The sequence below is a fragment of the Vibrio sp. 10N.222.49.C9 genome (genome assembly GCF_041474985.1).
GTDB classification, from domain to species: domain Bacteria; phylum Pseudomonadota; class Gammaproteobacteria; order Enterobacterales; family Vibrionaceae; genus Vibrio; species Vibrio crassostreae_C.
In genome coordinates this window covers 1-507 of sequence record NZ_JBFRVD010000387.1, presented here as the reverse complement: position 1 = coordinate 507, position 507 = coordinate 1, and the positions used below count along the sequence as shown (strand labels likewise).

Sequence of the window (507 nt, the reverse complement as noted above, 5' to 3'; positions counted from 1 at the left end):
AACTTGCGTGCCATGAACTAGGGCGTTTTTATGGGTTAAAGCCGCCAGTTTCTGGGGATTTAATTAATAAGATCAAGCAGCTTGAGGCCTCAGGTAAGATTGATGCTTGGGTGATTGAAAGCATGAACACACTGCGTCATCTGGGTAACCAGTCAGTGCATATCAGTGAAAGCCACGGACACTTTGTCGCGCAAATCACCTTGTCCCATTCACGAATGCGCGAGCTGATGCAAGAAATGCATGACATTGCTAAGTATGTGGCGGGTAAGCTATTGAACATTAGCCAAAATCAGATGCCTGAATGGCAAGAGAACCACTCTCTAGAACTGGCCGATACCGTTGCTCTTGCGTTAAGTGGTAGCAACCAATCAAGCTATGGCATCGCAAAGTATTTCTTAGATAAGCTTTCTTCTAAAGAGTTTGGCGACAAGCAACAGCGCGCCAATTGGCAGCTTGATCTGGAGTATTGGTCAGATAAAGCGATTCTTCAGGGATGCACTGATACAT

General features: G+C 45.6%; 1 pseudogene. It reads left to right on the top strand.

Annotation, left to right across the window (positions count from 1 at the left end):
- Window positions 1-507 (top strand): annotated as a pseudogene (locus tag AB4585_RS23630) (hypothetical protein); the annotation flags it as partial.